This is a genomic window from Neobacillus sp. MER 74 (assembly GCF_023714155.1).
This window is the reverse complement of the sequence record NZ_JAMAUV010000020.1, coordinates 11,920-33,658: the sequence shown is the minus strand read 5'-3', so window position 1 is coordinate 33,658 and position 21,739 is coordinate 11,920. Positions and strand designations below refer to the sequence as shown.

The following is a 21,739-nucleotide window of genomic DNA, read 5'->3' as shown; positions in this document are numbered from 1 at the left end:
GAGAAATAAGATATGACATTGCACATGATTCTTGCCCTTGGTATCTTGATCCTGATGATTGGATTGATTATGTCAGACAAGATGGCCTTCGGTGCACCACCAATCCTGGCCTGTCTTCTGCTTGTAGTCACCGGTTTGTCTACTGTCCAAGAGGCCTTCGCAGGCTTCGTGAACCCAAGTGTTATCATGATTGCCGGCTTTATGGTTGTGATGGCGGCATTAATGAAGACTAGCCTGATTGGTAAGGTTCAGGCCTCTATGCTTGCTTTGGTAAATAAGGGCGGTTATAAGAGCTATGCTCTATTGCTTGTGGTCGTTATGCTTGGTGCCAGTTTACCAGGTGCCGGTGCCACTGGTTACTATGTACTCATTTTATCCTTAATATCTACGATCCCTTACAATAAAAAAATGCCTACGTCTAAACTGATGATGCCTTTGGGGTTTGCGACAAACCACCCTTTGATTCCTTTCAATGTAGCACTTTTCTATGGTGTTACTGTCAGCGTACTGGAAACGGCAGGTTATCATGGCGGGCTTTCTATGACGAAATTCGCTGTAGTGAATTTCATCCTGGCTCTTGGTTTCTTGGCATGGAGTTTGATTGCTTATCGTCTTCTGCCAGATCATCCAATTTCCGAAGATTCCGTCATGGATGAGGTAGCTGCTACGGCTGAGTTTGCGGCTTTGCCTGCATGGAAAGAATACACTACCATCGTTCTATTTGTCCTTAGTGTTATTGGTATGATGCTAATGAACCAATTAGGTAATGCTTCATTTGTAATCCCTGGTCTTGCAGGAGCAATCTTACTATTTATGAATGTACTTGACTTCAAGGAAGCCCGCGACAATATGGGTGCACCTGTAATCCTAATGATGGCTGGTGTGATCGGCGTTGCGGACGCTCTGGCTAACTCTGGATTTACAGCTATGATCGGAAAGGTTGTGGCAGATTCATTAGGTACTAATATCAGTCCATTCATTCTTATCTTAATTTTCGCACTTCTTACCAGTACCTGTGCTACATTTACTGGTTCAAATATGGGTTCTGTCTTCATCTTTGCGCCAATCGCTATTGCAACCAGCCTAAGTTTGGGACTTAATCCTGTTGCTGCCGCAGTTGCCGTTGTCGTATCTGGATGGAACGGCGGATACATGCCAATCGATGGTATGCCCGCGATGATTTTAGGCATGGGTAAATATAAACTTCCGCAGTTCTGGTTGTTCTCCGTACCTATGTACCTAATCCGTATTATTGTACTGTGTGCAGGTGCAATGCTTATATTCCCTGTAAACTGATGAAGTGATAGAAGGAACAGCATTAATAATTTTAAATCCGAGACTCAATCCAGAGAACTTAACGGGATTGAGTCTTTTTTTTATGATATTACAGACAAAATTAAGATAAAAAAATGCTGCCCAATAAGTCATAATGACTTACGGGTAATTATTTAAATTTTTTCAAAGGATAATATTAATCAAAATAGGATATTTTAATATAGTCAATCATAATTTCTTTGGAAGGATGCTTAATATGGAGAAAAAACTCTTAAATTTACTTACATCTTTATGCTTTATTTCCTTGCCATTTTTATTTAAAGGATCAAAAATGAGAGAAACTCTCGTTATTTTTTTCTCAAAAGGAGTATTAGCTACTCTTATTGATGCGTATGTAGTTGGAACAAAAAGAGTTGCATATCCAGTTCGTCCATTTCCGAAGATTTTTAAAACGAACATTATTTATGACATACTATTTTTCCCGATTTTAAGTGTGATCTGGGTCAAGATTTCTTACAAAGATAAATTTTGGAAAATACTATTGAAAAGTTTGATTTTTAGTGTTCCTATGAGTATTGGTCAATGGTATATGGAAAGGAATACAAAGCTATTTAAATGGAGAAAATGGACAGTCTTCCATACTTTTGGCAGTGTGAATTTTACATTATTTACAATTAGAGGTTTTGTTGGATTACTGAAAATATTGGATAAATTAAAGGGAAATCAAAAGGTAATTGAATAATAGGGGTAATCACGGTGGTCGAATGAAAAGTTGCGGACCGGATATTTTTTATTATTCAGGTTAAATTTTAGTTGACAAATCAATCGATTTATGATATAATATTAATTTATTGACAATAGGTGTGTTTCTATCATAAAATAAACTCCTAGCAGAGCTCTGCTAGGAGTTTTTCTGCATTAATAAGGGATTATGAAGGGGGAACCTGTTTGCAAACTAGGAAGGAAAGCTTGACCGCAGTAGTTAGTTGCTTTGCCAGGGGTTATCATGCATCTACCAGCATAGATCCGATTTTTAATGACTTTATTGCTCATTCACTCTTAAATGAAGAAGAAAAACAGTTGATCGCCGCCAACTGGGCTAACGCAATTGCCTTCTTTGATCAAGAAAAAAGCGAAACATTGGAAACCTTTGATGGAAAGCTAATGTGGGTGATGAACAACCAGACCATTCCCCAATTAGTCAGCCGGGCGAGATATGCAGAAGATGGACTTAGGTCTGCAATCGAACGTGGGGTTAAACAGTATGTCATTCTCGGTGCGGGTTTCGATACCTTTGCTTTAAGGCAAGAAAAGCTTCCAGAGGATTTTATTATTTATGAGGTTGACCATCCTGCAACCCAAGCTTTTAAGATCAATCGTCTCCAGGAAATCGGTATGGATATTCCCAAAAATGTTAGATTCGTCCCCGTAGATTTTAAAAGTGATTCTCTTCGTGCAGAACTGAAGAAAAGCGGCTTTGATGAACAACAATATACTTATTTTAGCCTGCTGGGCGTGGTCATGTACCTAGCTAAAAAGGAGTTCTGCCAATTACTATCTTCTGTGGCGGAAATGTCCGCAAACGGGAGTTCATTTATCTTTGACTACCTCGATGATACTGCTTTTAATGAAAGACTAGCCTCTAAGAAACTAACCCAAATGAGACAAATTACCGCCCAAACGGGTGAACCGATGATTACTGGCTACGATCCGTTTGAACTGGACTTGGAGCTCCAGGACTGCCAGATGTTACTCTATGAAAATCTCTCTCCAGCTAATATTGAGGAGATGTATTTTAAGGGAAGAGAAGATGGATTACATGCCTTTGAGCATTTTCATTTTGCTCATCTAGTTGTGAGTAAATAGTTATGAATTGCCAAGCACCGCTCTGAGCTCCCTAGCGGTGTTTTTTGCTATTATTTCCATTTTTTTGCGGCCATTTGATACAATCAAGGAGGAGTATAGGGAAGGAGTATTATCATGTTTAAAATTTTTATCATTGAAGATGACAAACAATTGGTGAACTTGCTGAAAGAGCATTTACATAAATTCGGGTATGATACAAAGTCCGTTGAAAAGTTTGATGCGGTCCGTGGGGAATTTGAGAAATTTGAACCACACCTCGTTTTATTGGATGTGAATTTGCCGAAATATGATGGTTACTATTGGTGCCGGCAAATTCGCAGTGTTTCAACTTGTCCAATTCTCTTTATTTCTGCTCGAGAAGGAAAGATGGACCAAGTGATGGCACTAGAAAATGGAGCGGATGATTATATCACGAAACCTTTTGATTATGAAATTGTTACGGCGAAAATAAATAGTCACCTGCGAAGAGCTTATGGAACTTATGCTAGTGCGAATAATGAGCGGACGACCTCAGTGGAAGGATTAATCTTGGATGTGGAACGGCTGCGGCTAACTTTAAATGAACAGGAAATTGACCTGAGCCATACGGAAGCAAAAATTTTAGATGAACTAATGAAAAAAGTAGAACGTGTCGTCAGCCGTGACAGGCTTTTAGAGAAAATTTGGGACGATCAAGCTTTTGTGGATGATAATACTTTGAATGTGTACGTAACACGTGTTCGGAAAAAATTAGCTGCATTGTCTATTGATGATGCCCTTCAAACGATCCGCGGTCAAGGGTATCGGCTCGTTCCGAATTGGAGGCATATGTGATGAGGCTTTTTTTTCGGGAACAGCTGGCATTGATTCTCTTTTATTTTCTTCAATTAGTCGTGATAACGGGCATTTATTGGCTTGACGACTATCGTCATTTATCGATAAGTCTTTATGCGGCATTCCTAAGTACATGCCTTCTAATTGGTTATCTCTTTTTTCGATACATCACGAATCGCTCGTTCTACCAGCGGATGGAAAAACAGCTGACCTCCATGGACGATTTTACAAGCAATGTACAGCAAAGCCCACTGGCGGAGGGCTTACAACAGCTTTTGAAAAGCCAATTCCGTCACTATAAAACAGACCTTCATAATTATAAATACAAACTGGAGGGGCATATTCAGTTTATCAATCAATGGGTGCATCAAATGAAGACCCCTTTGTCTGTTATTCATTTAATTGTCCAGGATGAGGATGATTCCCGTTCCAGCGCAATTAGGGATGAGTTGGATCGTCTTAAAAAGGGATTGGATATGGTTTTATACACAGCACGCTTAGATACTTTTGAACGCGACTTTTATGTGGAGACCCTAAATTTGCAAACCGTTGCCCGTTCTGTGACATCCAGCCAGAAACGCTTATTTATTCGGAAGCGAGTGTTCCCAGTGATAGAAATCGATGGGGGTCTTCAAGTGGCATCAGATGAAAAATGGTTGTCCTTTGCCATTACCCAGTTGATGACCAATGCCCTGCGCTATACCGTTGAGGAGAATCGTAAAATATACTTTCATGGCTATAAGCGTGGAATAAATACCGTTTTAGAAATCCGTGATGAAGGAGTCGGGATTCCCCAAAGCGACTTACCCCGTGTCTTTGATCCCTACTTTACAGGTGAAAATGGCCGCAACTTTCAAGAATCCACCGGAATGGGCCTCCATCTCACCAAGCAAATCTGCGAAAAACTCGGACATCGTATCGAAATCGAATCCACCATAAACCAAGGAACCAACGTGCGCATTATTTTCTAATGGTGTTTTTTTGATGCCATTAATGGAATCAATTTATGGAATCAATTTATGATGTCATTTATGGTGTCAATTATGGTGTCAGGCACCGTCTGTGGACACTTTCCTGTTTTGTCCTTTTGGGGCGGACGCTCGGATGGATGGTTATCTACTTACTGCATAATTTTCTCAACCTTACAATTGTGTAAGATAGTTGTAAGTTTACGACATGGAAGCGGGTGCTGATATCTAGGTAAAATGAGGGTACGAATAAAACAGGGAGTGAAATTGGATGTCGATTTTAGATGTGAGACATTTAGAAAAGATTTATGAGGGGAAAGTGGCGCATAAAGCCATTGAAAATATAAATTTTACGGTTGAAAAGGGTGAATTTGTTGGAATCATGGGGCCGTCTGGCAGTGGAAAAACCACACTCTTGAACCTTATTGCCACAATCGACCGGCCAACTGCGGGGGACATTTTTATTAATGGGAAAAACCCCCATGTGCTCAATCGAAAGGAAACTGCGCTATTTAGACGCCATGAGCTAGGGTTTGTTTTTCAGCATTTTAATTTACTAGATACGTTAACTGTAGAGGAAAATATCGTTCTACCGCTCACACTTGATGGTGAAAGTGTGAAGGAAATGGACCAAAAACTCAATCAGGTAGCAAAGAAATTAGGGATTGACCCAATCCTGAAAAAACGCACCTATGAAATTTCAGGCGGTCAAATGCAGCGGACGGCCATCGCCCGTGCCATCATTCATCAGCCAGCGCTTATTTTGGCGGATGAACCAACAGGGAACCTGGATTCAAAATCAGCAAAGGATGTCATGGAGACACTGACTGCAATCAACAAGGAAGATGGCGCTACCACATTAATGGTCACACACGATGCTGTCGCCGCAAGCTATTGTCACCGTGTCATTTTTATTAAGGATGGACAACTATATAACGAAATCTACCGCGGTGATAACCGCCAGGCATTCTTCCAAAAGATTATTGATATGCTTGCGTTGTTAGGAGGGGACAGCCGTGACCTTTCCACAGTTCGTTTATAGAAATGTGGTCCGTAATAAACGGACCTACGCAGCCTACTTCTTAAGCAGTGCTTTTTCGGTCATGATCTTTTTTATTTACGCCCTATATATCTTTCATCCAGATATTAAAAAGGGTGTAACTTCGGCGCTTGCTGTTGAATTAATGACGGCTGCTGAAGTAATTATGTACGTGTTTTCCTTCCTGTTTGTCCTATACTCTGTCAGCACGTTTCTAAAATCACGGAAACGTGAATTTGGAATTTTAATGATGCATGGCATGACAAAGGGTCAGTTAAATCTTATGGTGTTTTTAGAGAATATGATAATTGGGGTTGGAGCGATTATTATAGGAATTGGGGCTGGAATGATTACGGGGAAACTCTTTCTTATGATTGGCTCCAAAATGATTGGAATTCCCCCCTTGTCATTTTATTTTTCTGAAAAAGCACTCTTGCTCACTGTCGGCGCCTTTTTAATCCTTTTCCTTTGTATATCATTATTTACAACCATTCTTGTCAGAGTAAATAAATTAATTGATTTATTTCAGGCAGGGGAAAAGCCGAAAAAAGAACCCAAAGTATCGGTCTTCTTATCAATTTTCTCAGCAATTTTGCTCATCGTCAGTTATTATTTAGCCGCAACAGCAACCATGCTGACATTAATTTTCAGAGTTCTGCCTGTAATTGGAATGACAATTGTTGGCACCTACTTTTTCTATACTCAGCTATCGGTATGGGTTACAAAACTACTTCAAAAAAATCGTTTCTTGTTTTGGAAAAAAACGAATTTAGTGACGTTCTCCAGTCTGGCCTATCGTTTGAAGGATAATGCACGGATGTTTTTCATGGTAACGATTGTTTCAACGGTGGCATTTTGTGCGGTAGGGACGCTTGCCTCGATGAATGTAATGATTAAACAACTCGACGTAGAGTTTCCCGCTGAAATTAGTTATCTTGCAAAAGATGATCAACCAGTTCACCAGCAAAATTTACAGCAAATTGAAGCGGAATTAAAGGAAAAGAATATCAATTACACAACGAATCAGATCCTGATTAAAAACGTAGCTGTTGCTTCTTCAACAGATAAATATGCACGAGAAAAAATCCCGGTCGTTTCTTTCTCGGATTATAAAAAAATTGCAGCAGCAGCTGGCTACGAATTTGATGAAAAGCGGCTTGTCGGAAATGAAACGCTAGAAATGCGTACATCGATTTTTAGTAACTTGGAAGAAGTAACCTATACCTTAAAACAGGATCAGATAAGACTTACTCATGACCAGCCCACTAAACACATCGTTTTTCCCAACCAGTTGCTTCATGGTCAGGGGATCGTAGTTAGTGATGGGTTGTTTGACAGGCTTACACCCGTGAATACCGAAACCTTTACGGGCTTTTACACAAAGGAACTCAAAAAAACAACAGGGATGGCAGAAAATCTAGTCAGGAACGGTACCTCGATGTCGTTAGAACATGTTCCTTACTCGATCACGGTCAGCGGAACTTTATACGAACTACAAATGGGTATGTATAAGATGATGTTATTCGTTGCTTTATTAATTGGTGCAGTATTCTTTATCGCGGCAGGAAGCTTTCTATATTTCAGGCTTTATGCAGATTTGGATTACGACAGGCGCCAATATCTGACCATTACAAAGGTAGGATTAACCGATCGTGAACTAAATAAAATTGTTACTCAGCAGCTGGCCTTGCTTTTTTTCGTGCCAATTGTAGTAGCCTTTGTTCATAGTGGGTTCGCCTTTATGGCATTACAAAGCTTTTATAAATTATCGATAGCAAAAGACATGATTATCGTTCTAGCTGGTTTCTTACTGGCACAATTCATTTATTTCTTTTTGATTCGCTACCGATATTTACGAAACCTGAAAAAATCATTAATTTAGAACAAAGCCCATCTGATTCTATAAATTAGATGGGTTTTGTTAAATATAATTCGATCTATTTATTCTATAATGAATAACGGAAATTTTCTTTATTTAATCGATCCACAGGTTCCTGATTTAGGAGCCTGTCTGCTTGTTATTGGAGTAATTGCAGATGAATGTAACTTATGGTATATTTGAAGAAAATGACCGAAAAACTAAAATGGTCAGTGGAGGTTGACATGGCAACCGATCGAAGAAAGCTGATTGTAGAAGCAGCAACGAAATCCTTCTCCTTGTTTGGCTATAAAGCAACAACAATGGATCAAGTCGCAAAGTTGGCCAATGTAGGGAAAGGGACGATTTACACCTTTTTTAAAAATAAAGAAGAATTATTCGAAGAGATTATTTCCACTTTGGTAAAGGAAATGATTGCGGAAGCAGAATCTGTTATCCAACCAGATTTACCCTTTACTGAAAATGTGCATCGGGCGCTTTATCGTTTATTAGAATTTCGCTCCCAGCACCAATTGATGATCAAGATGGTGCAAGAGGAAACGGAAATGGGGACTTTAGCGGTTTCAGAAATGCTGCAGCATGTGGAGGATGAAATTATTGCTTACTTAAAGCTGAAAATCGATGCGGCCATCACGAAAGGGGCCATCCCGGCAGCCAATACTGAAATCACTAGCTTTCTGATGTTAAAAATGTATATTGCCTTAGTTTCAGACTGGGAGAAGAATCATCAGCCGTTAAGCTCTGAACAAATTGCGGAAATTATGAAGGTGTTTTTAGTAAAAGGTCTGTCCACGTAAACAAGTACATAAAGGTTTCCGTTTTCGGTAAAAAGCTGCTTATTCCTGCATCTAGGATTAGAGGGTCCGCACTTATCGGTTAGGGGAGTTCAAGGTTAAGCAACCGAGCTGATAAATAGACGGAAAAATTCCGCTTATTTCGAAATTATTATTAAAAAACGCTGAAATAGACGGAGAGATTCCGCCTATTTACTCGAAAAACGTGAAATTGGGAGATTTTGCTTTGCATAAGCGGAAAATCTCCCCTTATTTACCCCGAAACGGGCCCCATTCTACATTTAAGCGGAAAATCTCCGCTTATTTTACTTTTGCTGGTTATTCGATTAAGGAAAAGATATCGTATTTAAAGTTGAATGAGTTCCTAATAAAGAAACTCGCACAATGGCGAGTTTTACCTTTTTATATACCAATATACTTTAAGAAAAGCACCTTGCGTCGGAACCCTTTAGTATGTACATGTCTTCTTTTCAAATCGACGCGTACCTATGTGGATCCGTTTTTTATTTTATAAGATAAAGATTCTTTGAAGCAGTGGCTATTTTTGGTGCATTCTTACGGTTGCCAGTGAATTCCTCCATTAAACTTAAAAAAGTTCCGAAAAGGTAATTGACTACGGAACCAGCGAGGATTCCAAATCCAAGTGCGGTTAAAAAATACGCAGTATTGTAACCGTTTACAAATTGACCGAACAAAATGAGAATGATTCCTAAACTGCTTCCGAAGATAGCTGTTTTCTTAAATGTAAATATACTCTTTAAGTGTTTTTCCTGCATCATTATCAACTCCCCTGTAAGAATATTCTATCAATTGTCACATAATTGTCAAACTTTTTTTGAAAATATTATTTTTTTAATTTTGTGTATTGACTTCTGTATTAGACACTCTGATTGGAAACGGGGCCAAGTAAATTTGGCCCCGGGCATTATTTCTTTGCTAGGTTTTCTTGTGCCATCTTTACCAATTCGCGAACCATGCTGCCGCCCAGCCGGCCTCCTACTTTCCCTGCCTGCTCTGAGGTGAGTTGGCCGTTATAACCTTTTTTCAATGGAACCCCCACCTCTTGTGCTGCTTCGAATTTCGCATCCTCCGGGTTACCGGTATTTGCGACTTTGGCCTTTAACGCATCTAAGCCTGTTCGCGCCTCTGGAACAAGGATTTTATTTCTTCTTCTCGCCATTAAAATCCCTCCTTTACGTTAGGATTTCCCGAATGTAAAAAATAATCAATAATCACTGGAAAAACCCATATTAATCCAGTATAATAACTGATAATAAATTCGGAAAAAATCAATGAAAAAGAGAGTAGTTATCTATGATGGTCCAGCGATTCAGGGGTGGTGTGAGCCTGAAACAGGATAGATAATGAAGCGCACTTTTGAGATGCATGCCTGAAGGTAAAGTAGGGTATGCCGGAGGATCCTCCGTTAAAAAAGAAAGCTGGTTCATTATGTGAACAATTAGAGTGGTACCGCGGGAAGTTTAACTCTCGTCTCTTTTAATAGAGACGGGAGTTTTTTGTATTTTTATAAGGCTGTGTTAAAGATTAATGTTGATTATGGCAACCTGTTGGTTAGAGTGGAAGGCACGAAGACTCCTGCGGGAATACGGGGCAGGGGAGACCCCGCAGGAGCAAAGCGACGAGGAGGCTCCCCGTCACGCCCGCGGAAAGCGAAGTGCCTGGAACGGAAATCAACAGACTAGTTTAACACAGCCCTTTATAAAAAAATAGGAGGTTGAATCGAATGAATTTTAAACAAGAGCTGGCATCGATCTTACATGATTTGCTTGGCCAAGAGATGACACTGAAAGACTTGGAACTGATGATCGAAAAGCCAAAAAACCAGGAGCACGGGGATTTAGCTTTTCCTTGCTTTACGTTAGCGAAGCTAAAAAGAAAATCCCCCAATCTGATTGCCGAAGAATTATGTAAAAAAATTCAATCCCCCATTTTTGAAAAAGTGACTGTGGTTGGGGCATATCTTAATTTCTTTTTAAACAAAAAGACGGCATCCGAAAAAGTTGTAAGAGATATCCTCGCACAAAAGGGGAAGTATGGTGAGCTGACGTTTGGGAACGGCGGGGCTGTCACGATTGACATGTCCTCTCCTAATATTGCAAAACCCTTCTCAATGGGGCACTTGCGTTCAACTGTAATCGGCAATTCACTCGCTTTAATTGTAGAGAAATGCGGTTATAAACCCCTTAAAATTAATCATCTGGGTGACTGGGGGACGCAGTTCGGGAAGTTAATCACGGCCTATCAATTATGGGGAGATGCCGACAAGGTTAAAGCCAATCCGATTAAGGAATTATTGTCCCTTTATATTAAATTTCATGAAGAAGCCGAGAGCAACCCTTCTCTTGAAGATCAAGGACGGAGTTGGTTTAAGAAACTGGAAGACGGTGACGCGCAAGCATTAGAGCTTTGGAAATGGTTCCGCGATGAGTCATTAAAAGAGTTTTCCAGAATATATGAGCTAATGAATGTTGAATTTGATTCATATGCAGGTGAGGCCTTTTATAACGACAAAATGGATCGCGTCGTTCAACTTCTAGAGGAAAAGCATTTACTCGTTGAGTCCGAGCAGGCACAAGTGGTCGAACTAAATGAAGAACAACTTCCGCCATGCCTTATTAAAAAGTCGGATGGGGCCACCTTGTATGCGACCCGTGATTTAGCTGCGGCTCTTTATCGACAGGAGGAGTATCAATTTGTTCAATCCTTATATGTCGTAGGCCATGAACAAAGTCTTCATTTTAAACAGTTAATCGCAGTGTTATCAAAGATGGGTTATGATTGGTCGAAACTAATGCACCATATTCCCTTTGGTATGATGCTAAAAGACGGAAAGAAAATGTCGACGAGAAAAGGGAAGGTTGTTTTATTAGAAGAAGTTTTAAATGAATCGATTGCAATGGCTCGACATAATATTGAAGAGAAAAATCCTAATCTTGCTAACAAAGATAAGGTAGCTAAACAAGTGGGAGTTGGCGCGGTTATTTTCCATGACTTAAAGAATAACCGAATGAACGATATTGAATTTTCGTTAGAAGAGATGCTTCGCTTTGAAGGTGAAACAGGTCCTTATGTCCAATATACTTATGCACGGGCATGTTCCATTTTACGAAAAGCCACTGGTAAGACTGAGTATAAGGCTGCAACCTACACCAACTCATGGGAGAAGGAATGGAAGGTAACCAGCCTCTTAATAGAATTCGCTTCTGCGGTTCAAAGAGCCTGTACCAACTTCGATCCGTCCCAAGTGGCAAAATACATTATTGACCTGGCACAAGCGTTCAATAAATATTATGCGGAAGTAAAAATCCTCGAGGACAGCGCAGAGCAGCAGGGCCGATTAGCGCTAGTCTTTGCAGTAACCGAAGTTTTAAAAGAAGGGTTACGGTTATTAGGATTGGAAGCCCCTGATGAAATGTAGGATAATCAATTTGAGCTTCGGCTAAGCAATTGAAAGGGAGGCAAAAAGATGAGTAAATTATTATTTAAGCATTTTGAGCTTATAAGAGGAAGATTTGTTAACTTTGTGGGGGATCTAGAAGAAGGGACCGCCGGTATTCAGCCCAATGGATTTAATAATACGATCCATTGGCATGTGGGTCATGTTCTCACAGTTGCTGAGCAATTTATGTTTGGCTTTCCGAAAAAAACAACTCAGCTGCCAGCCAACTATATGCAGTTATTTGCCACAGGAACGAGTCCGGCTGCCTGGGAAGGGGATGTTCCCTCCGTTCAGGAATTAATCATTCAGTTGCAAGACCAATTAGCACGAATCAAAGAAATTCCAGTGGAGAGCTTTAACCAAAGACTAAAAACCCCATTCCTTGGTCAAGAAACCTTTGGTGAATTAGCCAATTTTGCACTTTTCCATGAGGGGATTCATTTAGGACAAATGCAGGCAATGAAGCGAATTATTAAAGCGAACGTAAATTAGTTTGAATAAATATTAGTGTGAAGGCATGGGGTCCTAATAAGGGCTCCATGCTTTTTTTACCTTTACAGGATAATTTTCTTCATTAATCGGACTGATTAGGAAAAGATTATGTAGTGACACATTGATATTTTGTGGAAATTCGTATACCTGTCAAAAATAAAACACTTCATATAAAAATGGTGTTGTGTTAAAATCAATCGGTAATTTTACTTCAAATGTGGTGGGTGAATCCAGTGCTCTCTTCTTTTAAGAGATTCTTAATCGGCCGGCCGTTAAAATCAACGGAACTAGGCGAACAAAAATTAAATATCCTAAAGGCTTTAGCGATACTATCCTCCGATGCCCTATCATCTGTGGCATACGGGACTGAACAAATTCTGATTGTGTTAGCAACGGTTAGTGTCATTGCTTACTGGTACTCAGTACCGATTGCTGTTGGAGTATTATTTCTATTAGCTGCGTTAATCCTTTCCTACCGACAAATTATTATTCCTATCCCCATGGCGGCGGGGCCTATATTGTTTCGAAAGAAAATATTGGTGAGAAAGCGGGATTAATTGCAGGGGGATCCCTTTTAGTTGATTACATATTGACGGTAGCGGTAAGTGTCACGGCGGGTACAGATGCGATTACGTCAGCATTTCCAGCCCTGCATGAGCATACGGTGGGAATAGCGTGTATTCTGGTAGTCTTTATCACCATTCTCAATCTGCGTGGTATAACAGAGTCAGCATCCATCTTAGCTTATCCCGTCTATTTATTTGTTGTAGCGCTATTTATTTTAATTGGTGTCGGTCTTTTTAAAATTATGACAGGCGATGTCTCTCCAACTGCTCAGCATACGGCAATTGGGACGCCTGTTCAAGGAATAACACTGTTCTTGCTGCTTCGCGCTTTTGCATCGGGATGCTCAGCATTAACAGGGGTGGAAGCCATTTCAAATGCCATTCCAAGTTTTAAAGACCCAGCACCAAAGAATGCGGCCAAAACATTAATTTTAATGGGGACATTGCTCGCCTTGTTATTTACGGGTATTACTTTCCTGGCTTATTATTACGGAATTTCACCAAAACATGACGAAACGGTCGTCTCACAAATAGCAAAAGAGACTTTTGGACGTAATTACCTATATTTCTTTGTCCAAGGTACGACCGCACTTATATTAGTTCTGGCCGCTAATACTGGATACTCCGCGTTTCCGTTATTAGCCTATGCGCTTGCCAAGGATAAATATATGCCAAGGATGTTTACCATTAGGGGAGATAGACTGGGGTATTCCAACGGGATTGTATCCTTAGGGGTAGCTTCGATTTTACTTATTATTTTCTCTAGAGGTCAAACAGAGCACTTAATCCCACTTTATGCGGTTGGCGTATTTATCCCGTTCACCTTGTCGCAATCAGGGATGATTATAAAGTGGTTACGGGAAAAACCAGCTGGATGGGTGGCAAAACTAGCTGCCAATCTAATCGGGGCACTCATCACCTTAGCCGTATTAATCATTTTCTTTTTGACTAAATTTAGCCAAGTATGGTTTGTGGTTATCTTTTTACCAATCATCGTGTTTGCCTTCAAACGTATTAACCATCATTATGAAGCGGTTGGGGAACAATTAAGAATCCATCCAGGTGATCCTGCGCCTCCGATTGAGGGAAATGTTATTATTGTCCCTGTCGCCGGGATTACTAAGGTTGTTGAAAACTCAATCAATTATGCCAAATCGTTAACGGATCAAATCTTTGCGGTGTATGTGTCCTTTGATCGTGAGGACGAAAAGCGTTTCGAGGAAAAATGGAAGCAATGGCAGCCGGATGTAAGGCTCGTTACGCTACAGTCGCATTACCGAAGTGTACTGATTCCTCTATCGAAATTTATCGATACGGTAGAACATAAAGCAAGTGAAAACCAATATCGGGTGACCGTATTGATTCCGCAATTTATAACAAAGAAAAACTGGCACAATATTTTGCACAACCAATCAAGTTTATTGATTCGTACCTATCTTATTTTTAAAAAGAGGGTTATTGTGTCAACACTCCCATTTCATTTCAAAAAATAACACATTTTAATTTGGGCATTTTGATTTCTGCTCCAGGCGCTTTACTGAGGCGCAAAGAAAATTTTAAGCAAAGCAAAACCACCGGGATTTAGTCGGTGGTTTTCTTTGTCTTCTTGACTAAAAAATAAATAGCTCCTAGAACAACTGCCCCGATAACGGCGGGCATTACGTAGGGTTGTGCGTACTCTTTAATATGTGCCCAGTTACTGCCTAAGACCTTACCTAAGTAGAGGAATAGAATCGTCCACGGAATAATAGCTGCCACCGTGTATAGCGTAAATTTGGCTGCTGACATTTTAGCAATACCTGCTGGGATGGAAATCGCATGCCGGACAACAGGAATGAAGCGTGCTGAAAAAATAACACCGGCTCCATATTTTTCAAACCATTGTTCAGCTATATCGATATGATGCTTTTTAATAATTACATATTTTCCGTACTTTTCTAAAAAAGGTCTGCCGCCGTAATAACCGGCCCAATATAAAAATAACTGTGCAAGTGTTCCGCCTATGGTCCCGGCAATGACGGATCCAATAAAATTAAGATGTCCCTGCGAAATCATATAACCGCCATAGCCTAAAACAATTTCACTCGGGATAATCTCTATCATTAATCCTATTGCAATGCCGAAATAGCCCAATTGTGATAAAAACTCCAAGATCGAACTAATAAAATCTGTCATAATTCACCTTCACTTAACTATATGTTAGTATCTCCCTTCCTAGTGTAAACCAGATTGTCTATTTAAGAAATAAATATGGTCCCTTTCTTTGGGACATTCCTAAAAAATCAAAAAACAATTCACTGATTTTTTTCTACATGAGATATTTTAAAAACATGGTGGCAATCCCGAAGTAGGTAAGCAGTGAAAATATATCATTCAAAGTGGTAATTAGGGGTCCTGAGGCAACAGCAGGATCAATTTTTAAACGAAAGAGAATAAGCGGAATAACTGTCCCTGCAAGTGTTCCAATGATGAGCGTGAAAAATAGAGAACTGCCGACTACTGCCCCTAAAATGAGACTTCCCTGCCAAATATATGCAATCACTGCAATCAAAATAGAGCAAGTCATACCAATGGTAATCCCAACACCCAATTCCCTTGCAATTAATCGTGCAATCACACCTTTATTAATATCGTACGAAATCAATCCTCTAACGACGACTGCCAGCGATTGTGTCCCTGTGTTTCCAGTCATGCCGGCAATCATCGGCATAAAAAAGGCCAGCGCGACTACTTGCTTTAGCGTATCTTCAAAACTGCTGATAATTCTTCCTGAAACCACACCGATAAATAAAAGCAAGATGAGCCATGGAAGCCTTCTTGCGGCTGCAACTAAAGTCTTTGTTTCAAAGTCAATGGATTTTCCAGATGCCGATAATTTTTCAATATCTTCATTGGCTTCCTTTATTACGATGTCAATAATGTCATCCACAGTGACAATCCCGACGAGGACATTATTCTCATCGACGACGGGGATGGCTAGGAAATCATAGCGCTCCACGATTTGCGCTACAACCTCTTGGTCTGTCACGACTGTAACAGAAATGATCCGTTCATACATAATGGTCCTTATTTTTTCATCTAGCTCTGCTAAGAGTAAATCACGATAAGAAACGACGCCAACCAATTTCCGGTCTTCATCAATAACGTATAGATAGTTAATGGATTCGGCAAATTCAGCGAACACCTTAAACTTGTCAACCGCTTCCCTAACCGTATAAGAGCTGCGAATCCAAACAAACCGATTCGTCATGATTCTGCCGGCCGTCTCTGGTGGATATTTCATAATATCTTGAACAGCATTAGACTCCTCGGCCTTCATTCCTGAAAGAAGGGAATCTTTTTTCTCTGGCGATAATTCATGCAGTAATGACGCTAGGTCATCATTATCCATTAAATCAAGGACCTTACTAGACTTTTCAATTCCTAAAAGATTTAATAAGCCAAGCTGATCTTCCTTTTCAAGTTCTTCCATTAAATCAGCAAGAACATCAAATTTTAAAAATAGGAGAAATCTCCCTTTATGTTTTTCAGGTAAATCCTCATAAATCTTAGCGATATCATAGGGCTGGAGTTCATCAAGTATATTTTCAAATTCCGTTTTTCTGTTTTCCTTTAATGTTTTTATGATATAAAGACTTAATTCATCTTGAGTCATATCCTTAATCATGGATGAAACCAGCTCCTTATCTTGCTAATGAATAAATTCTAATTTACAAAAGAAATATAGATGAAAAAGGAAAGTTAACAAATAATAATCCAATAATCATAAATCTAGTATGTGTTAATCAATCTTATTATTTGTAAAAGAATTGAAATAAGCTATTTGGACTATTATTTGATAAAATAAGGAAGTATTGACTAAATCATTTCATGTGTTGAACGGAGGAGTTTTGCATTGAAAAAGCATCATCAAGACATACAGGATCTCATCTATGTCCATTTAAACCAAACAGACCAGTATGTAATGTCTTCCGGCATCGAATTTGCTGAATTCGCTGCTGCTTTTTCAGGTTCATTAAATCCCTTGCTATTACTTGCGCACCGCTTTGATGATGCTGATTTTAATATGCATACCCAACTTGAATATTGTCCAGATGATAGAATTAATAAATTGGCAGGGGAAGATGTCTATAGTTACGGAAATTTCTGTTGGATTGACTTTATTGAGGAAGATGTGTTGAATGAACTGACAGGTCAGGAAATCGCTGAACTATTATACTTAGGTCATCTAAAGCACCATTTGAAATTACCTTTTTATAATAAACTAGGTAACCGTTTTGTTTATTTGGCTCAAGATGATGGCTGGTTTAACAAAACCTATTACCGAAGCTTCAAGGATTTCTTCCATGTTTTAAGTGAAGTGATTGCAGGGAAACTAGGGGATCTTAAAGTTGAAAAGTCCATTCTTGGCTTTCGAAAGAAAAAGACCTATCCACAAGTAAATAAAGAAATCCTTCTGTCCCTAACGCCGTTCATTAAGGAAGGGATTTGTATTTCGTTACGAGATTCCGACCATCAACGGACGCGTATTGAAATTCCTATTTGGGTGATTGGCGATTTCGCCAATATGGATGATATGTTGGAGGAATATGAGCAAGTCTCATCGAAACCGTGTCATGCAAAAATCATTTTTGATAAAAAAACAAAAGAATGGAAATTAAACGTTGTCTAAATCTTTAGGCTTTAAAAATAAGTCCCACTCCATTTGGGTGGGACTGTTTGTTATGAGAACCACATGCTAAATAATCCTTCGTTCACACCTAAGTTATACATATAATAAATTCCGAATAATATGCTGACAATGCCTGCGAGGCTGTTCAAATATCTATTCACTTGCTTCCCTGATGTTAACACAAATGGGATTCCGATTACCGTTGAAAAGGTAAGCATTCCAACAATCGTGCCACAGCCAAAGATAAGTATGTATAATGCACCTTGCCATGCAGTCGAAACGGTACTCATTGTTAATAAAACCATAGCTGCACTGCCTGCAAGCCCATGAATGAGACCGATGAAAAAGGATTTAAGATGGGTACTCCCCTTTGTTTCTTTGTCTGGGGTATGATGGGGATGTGGATGACGATGTTTCATAAAAGATAAAAGACTATTTAGGCCGAGACTAACGAGCATGATCCCTACGATAAATTCAAGGCTCAAGGCGACGGTATCTGTGATTGTATTTTTGGCGACAATCAATATCATTCCGAATAGGAAGAGTGTAGCAGTGTGCCCAATCCCCCAATAGACACCTGCAAAGACGGAGCGCTTTATATTTTTTGATTCGCTCACGATCGTGGATACTGCAATAACATGGTCAGGCTCGATCGCATGCTTAATTCCTAGCAAAAAGCCTAATAATAATATCGATAAAAGTGTTCCCGTCATCAGCTCGCCTCCAAAAAAAGTTTCAACACAATTATACAGGATAAATAAAATAAGTATAGAAAATTGCCAAATTTGCCAGCACGAGTTTTTAAGCAAGCTGTAGCAATCATAAAATATTTTGGTAGGAAAAAACTTAAAAACTCGAATGACTACATTTCCTTTCTTTTTAAAATAAGTGTTAAAATATAACCGTGAATGAGAAAATGGAGGTTTCGTATGAAAACAAAATTAGGTTTATTATATGGAGGAAAATCAGCTGAACATCAAGTTTCCCTGCAAACGGCATTGGCTGTCATTCGGGCGTTAGATCATGAGAAATTTGATATTCATCCTATTTACATAAATACCCAAGGAAATTGGATTAAAGGACCGCAATTAAGTGAGCCGGTAGAAAATGTAAAGGCGCTAGAATTTTCAGAGGGGAATCAGTTATCACCTTTATCATTAGCCCCAACACTTTTCCAAGCGGAAAAGCAGGAAACATTAGATGTGATATTCCCGTTGTTACATGGTCCGAATGGGGAAGATGGAACCGTCCAAGGCTTATTAGAATTGCTTAACCTTCCATACGTTGGCAATGGAGTGCTTGCTTCGGCTGCGGGTATGGATAAAGTCATGATGAAAAATGTGTTTGCGCAAGCAGGGCTTGCCCAAGTGAACTATGTAGCTTTTATTAAGAGTGAGTGGGAGAAAGCTAAAGCTGAGGCTTATAGCAAGGTCGAAACAGAACTTGGCTACCCTTGCTTTGTGAAGCCGGCGAACCTAGGTTCAAGTGTCGGTATCAGCAAATGTACCAATCGCGCTGAATTAGAAGCAGCCTTTGCTGAAGCCTTTCAATTTGACCGCAAAGTCATTATTGAAGAAGGCGTTGTTGCCCGTGAAATTGAGGTGGCGGTGCTTGGAAATGATGAACCTGAATGTTCAGTAGCCGGTGAAATTGTTCCGAAGAAGGACTTCTACGATTACAAAGCAAAATATGAAAGCGGAGATACCGCACTAATCATTCCAGCTGACATTACTGACGAGGAATACGCGCAGCTAAAAGAAATGGCGATTAAAGCCTTTAAATCTTTAGATTGTTCTGGTTTAGTTCGTGCGGATTTCTTTTTGACTAAAGATGGGAAAGCATTGATTAATGAAGTAAACACAATGCCTGGCTTCACGCCGTTTAGTATGTTCCCGCTCTTATGGAAGCACACGGGGTTAGAATACCCGCAATTGATCGAGCGGCTAGTTCAACTTGCTAAAGAAAGGCATGCTGAGAAGCAACAGATTAAGTTTACTTTCTAAAAAACAGAGACACGGCTGTAATGCCGTGTCCGTTTGTATTTAAAACCTATTCAAAGTCAAAGAAGGAGGATATCCATGATAAAACGATCGTTAAAACAGATTGCTGAGATGATTCCTGCCAAGGACGTTATCATTTCGTTTGCTGATACAATAATCTCGGGTGTATGTATTGATTCACGTAAAATTGAAAAAGGGAACTTATTTATCCCTTTTAAGGGAGAACATGCCGATGGACATAAATATGTCGAAGAGTCGATCCGTAAAGGAGCAGCAGCGGCTCTTTGGCAAAAGGATGTGCCCAATCCTCCATTACACTTGCCGATAGTGATCGTAGAAAATTGCCTTGTTGCCTTACAGGAATTAGCAAGAAGCTACCGGAAACAATTAGCGGTAAAAGTAGTCGGCATTACAGGAAGCAACGGGAAAACAACAACTAAGGACATGACAGCGGGTATTCTATCAACACAATACAAGGTCCTAAAGACAGAAGGCAATTATAATAATCATATCGGTCTTCCGTTAACAGTTTTAGGATTAAACGAGGACACTGAAATTGCCGTCCTCGAAATGGGCATGAGCGGCAGGGGAGAAATTGAGTTTCTAACAAATCTTGCCTGTCCGGATGCTGTCGTAATTACCAATATTGGCGAATCGCATCTACTTGACCTAGGTTCTAGAGAAGGAATTGCAGAAGCAAAGCTTGAAATTCTACAGGGGCTAAAAGATGGGGGACTAGCCGTACTCCATGGTGATGAGCCGCTGCTTATGGAAAGAATTCAAGAGCACAAAGGAAATATCCAGTTGAAGACTTTTGGGAGAAACGTTACAAATGATTTATATCCCACTGAAATTAAGCAGCTAGAGAATGGAAATCGTTTTAGAATTAACATGTCAGAGACTGCGTTTGAACTACCAGTCCTCGGAACACATAATATTTTAAATGCACTTGCTTCGATGTTAATCGCTAATTATTTTTCGATTCCTTTTGAAAAAATGAATGAGGGGTTAGCGAGTATTCAGCTGACCAATATGAGGATGGAGTTAGTCGAAGGGAAGCAGGGCGAAAAGATAATTAACGATGCGTATAATGCCAGCCCGACCTCAATGATGGCTGCCATTGAATTAGTATCGAATCTTCAAGGCTACGGACGTAAAATCCTTGTCCTAGGGGATATGCTAGAACTTGGTCCACAAGAAGAACAATATCATCAGCAAATAGGAGAAGCCTTAAACGATGAAAAAGTAGATCTCCTGTTCACTTATGGGACTTTAGGGATGCATATTGCAAATAAGGCTAGAATGGTTTTAGGGCAAGAAAGAGTCTTTGCTTTTACAGAAAAAGAAGCACTCATTCAGGAATTAAGGCAACATGTAGACCATCAAACGTTAGTTCTTATCAAAGCATCAAGAGGAATGAAATTAGAAGAAATAGTCACTGCTTTACAGGTAAATTAAGGAAATTAAAACTGATAAGATCATGAATGATTTCAAGCTGGGAAATGAAAAATAACAAAGAACCCCTTTGTGTGAGAAGGTGCCCTTTCATTTTTGCATTAGACTTTTTGATGAGGTAATAAGATTGGTTTGGGAATGTAACAAACTTGTCTTGATTGCAAAATACTAGTAACAGTGGTATGATGTTCATCAACGTGTCTAAAGAACGATGATTAAAGGGCATACTCCTTGAGGGAGGATGTTTTTTTTTGGTAAAATAAAGATGTTACCTATTTACGGCATTTTGATGCGTGTCAGCTCAAGCGCCATGGGGACCTGATTCGTTTCGGTCCTGCCTAAGATGAAGATAAACTATCCACTACCATCCCGATGAAATAAAAACCTATTTCATCTTAGATGATCTATATCCTTTTTCATCAAGGAATCCATTCTTGATGAATCCATAACGGACTTCACC

The 21,739-nt window shown here is 39.6% G+C and carries 19 protein-coding genes, 1 pseudogene and 1 other annotated feature; of the genes and pseudogenes, 15 read left to right on the top strand and 5 right to left on the bottom strand.

Annotated elements, in window-relative coordinates; genetic code table 11:
* Positions 1-12: 12 nt before the first annotated feature.
* The 8 genes from M3610_RS22320 (at position 13) to M3610_RS22285 (ending at position 8,637) form a co-directional block, all read left to right on the top strand.
* A complete protein-coding gene (locus M3610_RS22320) occupies positions 13-1,296 on the top strand; it encodes an SLC13 family permease (RefSeq protein WP_285851448.1) in 1,284 nt (427 codons plus the stop codon).
* Between the two features lie 235 nt (positions 1,297-1,531).
* Positions 1,532-2,017, top strand: a complete 486-nt coding sequence (locus M3610_RS22315) for a CBO0543 family protein (RefSeq protein WP_251462712.1) — start codon at positions 1,532-1,534, stop codon at positions 2,015-2,017.
* A 206-nt stretch (positions 2,018-2,223) separates the two neighbouring features.
* The gene (locus tag M3610_RS22310; protein ID WP_251462709.1) at positions 2,224-3,141 is read left to right on the top strand and encodes a class I SAM-dependent methyltransferase; all 918 of its coding nucleotides are present in this window, start codon (positions 2,224-2,226) and stop codon (positions 3,139-3,141) included.
* Positions 3,142-3,255: 114 nt separating this feature from the next.
* Positions 3,256-3,954 carry a response regulator transcription factor gene (locus M3610_RS22305; protein WP_098576672.1) on the top strand — a complete coding sequence of 233 codons (699 nt, stop codon included), beginning with the start codon at positions 3,256-3,258 and terminating at the stop codon, positions 3,952-3,954.
* The gene (locus tag M3610_RS22300) at positions 3,954-4,925 is read left to right on the top strand and encodes a sensor histidine kinase (protein WP_251462707.1); all 972 of its coding nucleotides are present in this window, start codon (positions 3,954-3,956) and stop codon (positions 4,923-4,925) included. The genes M3610_RS22305 and M3610_RS22300 overlap by 1 nt, the downstream gene beginning before the upstream one ends.
* Positions 4,926-5,193: 268 nt before the next feature.
* A complete protein-coding gene (locus tag M3610_RS22295) occupies positions 5,194-5,964 on the top strand; it encodes an ABC transporter ATP-binding protein (RefSeq protein ID WP_098576674.1) in 771 nt (256 codons plus the stop codon).
* A complete protein-coding gene (locus M3610_RS22290) occupies positions 5,939-7,843 on the top strand; it encodes an ABC transporter permease (RefSeq protein WP_098576675.1) in 1,905 nt (634 codons plus the stop codon). The genes M3610_RS22295 and M3610_RS22290 overlap by 26 nt, the downstream gene beginning before the upstream one ends.
* 221 nt (positions 7,844-8,064) lie before the next feature.
* The gene (locus M3610_RS22285; RefSeq protein ID WP_251462704.1) at positions 8,065-8,637 is read left to right on the top strand and encodes a TetR/AcrR family transcriptional regulator; all 573 of its coding nucleotides are present in this window, start codon (positions 8,065-8,067) and stop codon (positions 8,635-8,637) included.
* Between the two features lie 500 nt (positions 8,638-9,137).
* On the opposite strand, the gene M3610_RS22280 is transcribed toward M3610_RS22285, so the two are convergent.
* Together M3610_RS22280 and M3610_RS22275 are read right to left on the bottom strand one after the other, a co-directional pair.
* Complete coding sequence (locus M3610_RS22280) at positions 9,138-9,413, bottom strand: hypothetical protein (RefSeq protein WP_251462701.1); 276 nt, start codon at positions 9,411-9,413, stop codon at positions 9,138-9,140.
* A 146-nt stretch (positions 9,414-9,559) separates the two neighbouring features.
* Positions 9,560-9,814 (bottom strand): alpha/beta-type small acid-soluble spore protein, encoded by a 255-nt coding sequence (locus tag M3610_RS22275; protein ID WP_098576651.1) that lies wholly within the window; start codon positions 9,812-9,814, stop codon positions 9,560-9,562.
* A gap of 103 nt (positions 9,815-9,917) precedes the next feature.
* Positions 9,918-10,133, top strand: a binding site (T-box leader).
* 18 nt (positions 10,134-10,151) lie between these two features.
* On the opposite strand from M3610_RS22275, the gene M3610_RS22270 reads away from it, so the two are divergent.
* The 4 genes and pseudogenes from M3610_RS22270 (at position 10,152) to M3610_RS22255 (ending at position 14,645) form a co-directional block, all read left to right on the top strand.
* Positions 10,152-10,337 carry a hypothetical protein gene (locus tag M3610_RS22270; RefSeq protein ID WP_251462698.1) on the top strand — a complete coding sequence of 62 codons (186 nt, stop codon included), beginning with the start codon at positions 10,152-10,154 and terminating at the stop codon, positions 10,335-10,337.
* A gap of 41 nt (positions 10,338-10,378) precedes the next feature.
* Positions 10,379-12,073 carry an arginine--tRNA ligase gene (gene argS / locus M3610_RS22265; RefSeq protein ID WP_251462695.1) on the top strand — a complete coding sequence of 565 codons (1,695 nt, stop codon included), beginning with the start codon at positions 10,379-10,381 and terminating at the stop codon, positions 12,071-12,073.
* Positions 12,074-12,121: 48 nt separating this feature from the next.
* A complete protein-coding gene (locus M3610_RS22260; protein WP_098576648.1) occupies positions 12,122-12,586 on the top strand; it encodes a DinB family protein in 465 nt (154 codons plus the stop codon).
* A gap of 233 nt (positions 12,587-12,819) precedes the next feature.
* A pseudogene (locus M3610_RS22255) lies at positions 12,820-14,645 on the top strand (APC family permease).
* Positions 14,646-14,733: 88 nt separating this feature from the next.
* On the opposite strand, the gene uptA reads toward M3610_RS22255, so the two are convergent.
* Both uptA and mgtE read right to left on the bottom strand, forming a co-directional pair.
* Positions 14,734-15,327: an undecaprenyl phosphate transporter UptA gene (gene uptA / locus M3610_RS22250; RefSeq protein WP_251462692.1), complete on the bottom strand. Its 594-nt coding sequence runs from the start codon at positions 15,325-15,327 to the stop codon at positions 14,734-14,736.
* Positions 15,328-15,460: 133 nt separating this feature from the next.
* Entirely contained in the window at positions 15,461-16,819 is a 1,359-nt protein-coding gene (gene mgtE / locus M3610_RS22245; protein ID WP_251462689.1) for a magnesium transporter, read from the bottom strand.
* A gap of 228 nt (positions 16,820-17,047) precedes the next feature.
* Between mgtE and M3610_RS22240 the strand changes: the two genes are divergently transcribed.
* Positions 17,048-17,824, top strand: a complete 777-nt coding sequence (locus M3610_RS22240) for a hypothetical protein (protein WP_098576644.1) — start codon at positions 17,048-17,050, stop codon at positions 17,822-17,824.
* A 50-nt stretch (positions 17,825-17,874) separates the two neighbouring features.
* Here the strand turns inward: M3610_RS22240 and M3610_RS22235 are convergent, their stop codons facing one another.
* Positions 17,875-18,537 carry a HoxN/HupN/NixA family nickel/cobalt transporter gene (locus M3610_RS22235; protein WP_098576643.1) on the bottom strand — a complete coding sequence of 221 codons (663 nt, stop codon included), beginning with the start codon at positions 18,535-18,537 and terminating at the stop codon, positions 17,875-17,877.
* Between the two features lie 216 nt (positions 18,538-18,753).
* Between M3610_RS22235 and M3610_RS22230 the strand changes: the two genes are divergently transcribed.
* Together M3610_RS22230 and M3610_RS22225 are read left to right on the top strand one after the other, a co-directional pair.
* Positions 18,754-19,827: a D-alanine--D-alanine ligase gene (locus M3610_RS22230; protein ID WP_098576642.1), complete on the top strand. Its 1,074-nt coding sequence runs from the start codon at positions 18,754-18,756 to the stop codon at positions 19,825-19,827.
* 75 nt (positions 19,828-19,902) lie between these two features.
* Positions 19,903-21,282 (top strand): UDP-N-acetylmuramoyl-tripeptide--D-alanyl-D-alanine ligase, encoded by a 1,380-nt coding sequence (locus tag M3610_RS22225; RefSeq protein ID WP_251462686.1) that lies wholly within the window; start codon positions 19,903-19,905, stop codon positions 21,280-21,282.
* Positions 21,283-21,739 lie beyond the last annotated feature (457 nt).

What these genes read in the sequence shown, in the direction of transcription:
- M3610_RS22320 (WP_285851448.1), top strand. Translation starts at nt 13, where the DNA reads ATGACATTGCACATGATTCTTGCCCTTGGTATCTTGATCCTGATGATT.
- M3610_RS22315 (WP_251462712.1), top strand. Translation starts at nt 1,532, where the DNA reads ATGGAGAAAAAACTCTTAAATTTACTTACATCTTTATGCTTTATTTCC.
- M3610_RS22305 (WP_098576672.1), top strand. Translation starts at nt 3,256, where the DNA reads ATGTTTAAAATTTTTATCATTGAAGATGACAAACAATTGGTGAACTTG.
- M3610_RS22300 (WP_251462707.1), top strand. Translation starts at nt 3,954, where the DNA reads ATGAGGCTTTTTTTTCGGGAACAGCTGGCATTGATTCTCTTTTATTTT.
- M3610_RS22295 (WP_098576674.1), top strand. Translation starts at nt 5,194, where the DNA reads ATGTCGATTTTAGATGTGAGACATTTAGAAAAGATTTATGAGGGGAAA.
- M3610_RS22285 (WP_251462704.1), top strand. Translation starts at nt 8,065, where the DNA reads ATGGCAACCGATCGAAGAAAGCTGATTGTAGAAGCAGCAACGAAATCC.
- M3610_RS22280 (WP_251462701.1), bottom strand. Translation starts at nt 9,413, where the DNA reads ATGATGCAGGAAAAACACTTAAAGAGTATATTTACATTTAAGAAAACA.
- M3610_RS22275 (WP_098576651.1), bottom strand. Translation starts at nt 9,814, where the DNA reads ATGGCGAGAAGAAGAAATAAAATCCTTGTTCCAGAGGCGCGAACAGGC.
- argS (WP_251462695.1), top strand. Translation starts at nt 10,379, where the DNA reads ATGAATTTTAAACAAGAGCTGGCATCGATCTTACATGATTTGCTTGGC.
- M3610_RS22260 (WP_098576648.1), top strand. Translation starts at nt 12,122, where the DNA reads ATGAGTAAATTATTATTTAAGCATTTTGAGCTTATAAGAGGAAGATTT.
- uptA (WP_251462692.1), bottom strand. Translation starts at nt 15,327, where the DNA reads ATGACAGATTTTATTAGTTCGATCTTGGAGTTTTTATCACAATTGGGC.
- mgtE (WP_251462689.1), bottom strand. Translation starts at nt 16,819, where the DNA reads ATGATTAAGGATATGACTCAAGATGAATTAAGTCTTTATATCATAAAA.
- M3610_RS22235 (WP_098576643.1), bottom strand. Translation starts at nt 18,537, where the DNA reads ATGACGGGAACACTTTTATCGATATTATTATTAGGCTTTTTGCTAGGA.
- M3610_RS22230 (WP_098576642.1), top strand. Translation starts at nt 18,754, where the DNA reads ATGAAAACAAAATTAGGTTTATTATATGGAGGAAAATCAGCTGAACAT.
- M3610_RS22225 (WP_251462686.1), top strand. Translation starts at nt 19,903, where the DNA reads ATGATAAAACGATCGTTAAAACAGATTGCTGAGATGATTCCTGCCAAG.